The sequence below is a fragment of the Bartonella sp. AP30XZML genome (assembly GCF_042195945.1).
Lineage (GTDB): Bacteria > Pseudomonadota > Alphaproteobacteria > Rhizobiales > Rhizobiaceae > Bartonella.
The window spans coordinates 1-3,420 of record NZ_JBHIPJ010000022.1; the positions used below are offsets into that span (position 1 = coordinate 1).

Genomic DNA, 3,420 nt, shown 5'->3' on the forward strand with positions numbered 1-3,420 from the left:
AATTTTCCGTTTCCCATTATCTTTATTCAGAATGCTGATTTCAGTACCACCAGTTCCTTTCCCAATGGTGATAAGACCTGTTCCCCCTGCACGAAGACTACGCGCTAATCTATTTTCTTCTTCTTGTTCTTGCTTAACAAGGATACTATCTCTTACATCAGCAATTTCATTATTTGTTGCAAATAACTGTGAACCATTCACTGCTTGTTGTGAAGTCTCAGTGAGTACCGCAGCCTTAACTTTCTTTATCTCTTTACCTCCAGCATCAATGCCCGCGGTCGTTATTTTTGGACCATCAGTAATGACCAAACCTGTTGCGTCTAAGGTATTCGTCCCTGCTTTTAAGCTCGTTAATACAACATCTTGAGCTAAATCAAATTTTACATTATTATCCTTATCGCCTTTTGTAATGTTAAGATTTTTACTTCCAGTAGAAAAATCTACCGTACTTTCAATCGCAACAGCCTTAGAATTTTCACCACCAACAGAGAGTTTCCAACCTTTATCTGTGTACTTTCTTAGCGCTTTCAGCTGCGCAACATTCACTGCATCTGTATCTGCACTACCGGCCGCTACTGCTATAATCTGTCGCGTTTTTTTATCACCAACACTTCCAACACTCACTGCACCTGACGTGCTTTTCCATGAAAATGCACTATCTTCTGCAGCTGCATTCGCTATAGGATCATAACCACTCTCACCAGCAGCAATGTTAGCTTTAGAATAGCTTCCTATTGCAACACTCCCTTTCACCATCCCAAGAGCTTCGTGACCTAGCCCGATACTATCCAACTCCTGAGCTTTTGAATAGTAACCGATAGAAATGCCATTTTTAGCATCTTCCCATACCGATGAACGCTGACCAATACCAATCCCATTTTCTCCTCCGATTTTAGCAACACGCCCTAAGGCAATTGAATGATTACCCTTCGCAGTTGTATAATCATCTGGATATTTATCTTGAATATCATCAGAACCTATTGCGATACTATGCTGACCCAAAGAGTGCGCCGAGCGTCCTATAGAAATACTATTCAAACCTGTCGCCTCTGCAGTATACCCCAAAACGATAGTATTTTTTGCTTTCGCCTTTGTAAAAGAACCTATAGCAATAGCACTCCCAGCGGATGCTTCTGCAGTAGCACCAATAGCAATTCCCTGATAACTCTTAGCTTCAGCTGATAAACCGATAGCTATCGCTCTTTCAGCTTCTGCCATCGCCCCAACACAGCCAAGTTTACCGCTCGCATTTTTACAATCTGGATCATCTCTACCTATTGCAATACTTGAGTAAGTAGTTGCCTTTGCAGTATTACCCAACGCAACACCTTGATCAGCTTTCGTGTCTCGCTGCATTTCACTAACAGGAATAAGTTGTCTTGGTGTCAAAGTATTTATTACAGAACTATTATCAGTCTTTATTGTGGAATTCTTATCACTGTTACCAGAAAGAGTATTGATGAGAAAATTTGCATAGTCACTGGTAGCATCCCCCTTAGGTGTCGTCGCAACACTCAACGCTGTTATATAATTTTCCTTTGATGCACTAGAAGCATCTAATTCACTGTTATCGCTATTATAAGCAGAGATAACATTTTGTGGAGTTCCTACAACAGCACTCTCGACACCTTCAAGGAACATTTTGCTTAAATCGACATTTGCCGAAAAACTAGGAGAAACATTCGATAAAAACGCCACTATTGCAACCAACAAAAGCACCCTCACCAAAGACAAGGGATAAGGAAAATGAGTCCCATTTGCATCATCGTGTGCTAATGTGGCATATAATTTTTTCATAACAAATTCTCCAATGAAAAAACTTAAAAACACCTCCAAAACATAAAAAAGACACATTTTAGCATTATTAATCTCTTTGGAATTCATAATAGAGGATCATTGCTTAGGATATGAACATTTTGAGTCTTTTGTTTTGTTTGTGCTTTCTGTATTGAGATCTAAGTGTTTGTTTTTGATTTATGTTTTGTGGACATAGAAATAATATATTTAGAATCTAAGGGTTTTAGTGTGCTGTTTTTTACTAACTAAAAAAGAGGTCTTCCATATTTAATATTACTTTTTACTTGGTAGTGGTTACTATAAAATGCTCTAAAAAAGGTTTTAGTATGTTTTTTCTTAATTATAGACTTTAGTTTTATTAGAAAGCATTTTTTTATTAATAACAAGTAAAATAAAAAGAGATTGTAGTGTGTCCGATATCTAACTTGCTTCGGATAATTGCTTTTTTAGTTAGGACTTCTCTTCTTAAAATATCATGTAATGATATATGCGTGATCCTTTGATGTATCTTTTATCTTTACGCACTACTTATCCCCCCTTTGAAAGTTATTTTATCAAAATGAGTCTTATTAATATACATTTCTGCATGAATATAGACTGTTCAAGAAAATAGCAACATAAAAATATAACTTTTTAGCAATATGGATTCTACTGTGATCTTTTTGCAATAAAAGCATATAAGGGGCTTCTATAAAACCTCAAAGTTTATATCGTCATCAAATATTATGCTTATCTCTAGATAAATACTATGCGTCTGTAAAAAAACATTCACCCTCATTTCAATAAATAAGGGTGAATGTTTTGTTCGGTTTTTATTGTTCGTATTATTTTATTTTCAGAGTGATTGCACCACCTATTCCCCAATGACCACCAGCACTCGTGGCAGAGAGATTAGAGCGGATTTTTCCATTTTCAGATGTATAACCAGCTCCAAGAGCAAATGCCGATTGTCCACGCCATAAACCGCTACCCAAACAGACACTCAAAGATCCTGGTTCGTCGAAGTAACGTAGATTGGACACTGCTAAACCAACAGCAGCTGCTTGTCTTGCTTCTTTGCGTACATCTTCAATGGCATAACTAAACGTTTCAAATTTCATATCGGTGTAGAATTTCGATTCGTTAACACCATTACTCATCGCATTATCCTTGAATTCAGAAGAATATTTATCTAAATATTTTTTCTCATCATCAAAAACTGTCTTAATCCGCTGCTTACTGTCATGAAACAACGAACTACCCCCTCCCCGACTTCTGTCAAATTTGCGTAAAACACACCACTCTTCAGACACTTTCTCTTTTTTTATTTTCAACATTAATGCGGGCACTGTTATTTGTGGGAGCCGTTCTTTTAATCGTGTAACTCTTCTCGCCCCTGTCTTGTATAGACAGGAGCGTTTTTGAAAATAATCGTAGTGAATTTTATTAATTTAGAGTTAAGCTTAATCCTACACCTACCCCCCAGCGCCCTCCGGCAGTTGTCACAGATAGACTAGAGCGAATATTTCCATCTTCAGATGTATAACCAGCACCAATAGCAAATGCGGACTGATTGAGCCATATACCACTACCAAGTGCAACACTTAACTTTCCTGGTGCATCATTGTAACGTAAGTTGGACAC

2 protein-coding genes and 1 pseudogene are annotated in these 3,420 nt (G+C 37.5%); all 3 read right to left on the minus strand.

Annotation, left to right across the window (positions count from 1 at the left end; all coding sequences use genetic code 11):
* A pseudogene (locus ACFIL2_RS01195) lies at nucleotides 1-1,797 on the minus strand (hypothetical protein); the annotation flags it as partial.
* A gap of 824 nt (nucleotides 1,798-2,621) precedes the next feature.
* Complete coding sequence (locus ACFIL2_RS01200; RefSeq protein WP_375680649.1) at nucleotides 2,622-3,113, minus strand: YadA-like family protein; 492 nt, start codon at nucleotides 3,111-3,113, stop codon at nucleotides 2,622-2,624.
* A 109-nt stretch (nucleotides 3,114-3,222) separates the two neighbouring features.
* A partial coding sequence (locus tag ACFIL2_RS01205; RefSeq protein ID WP_375680648.1) for a YadA-like family protein occupies nucleotides 3,223-3,420 on the minus strand: 198 nt, incomplete at its 5' end.

Excerpts from the sequence above, each read along its gene's own strand:
- ACFIL2_RS01200 (WP_375680649.1), bottom strand. The coding sequence starts at position 3,113 with ATGTTGAAAATAAAAAAAGAGAAAGTGTCTGAAGAGTGGTGTGTTTTA.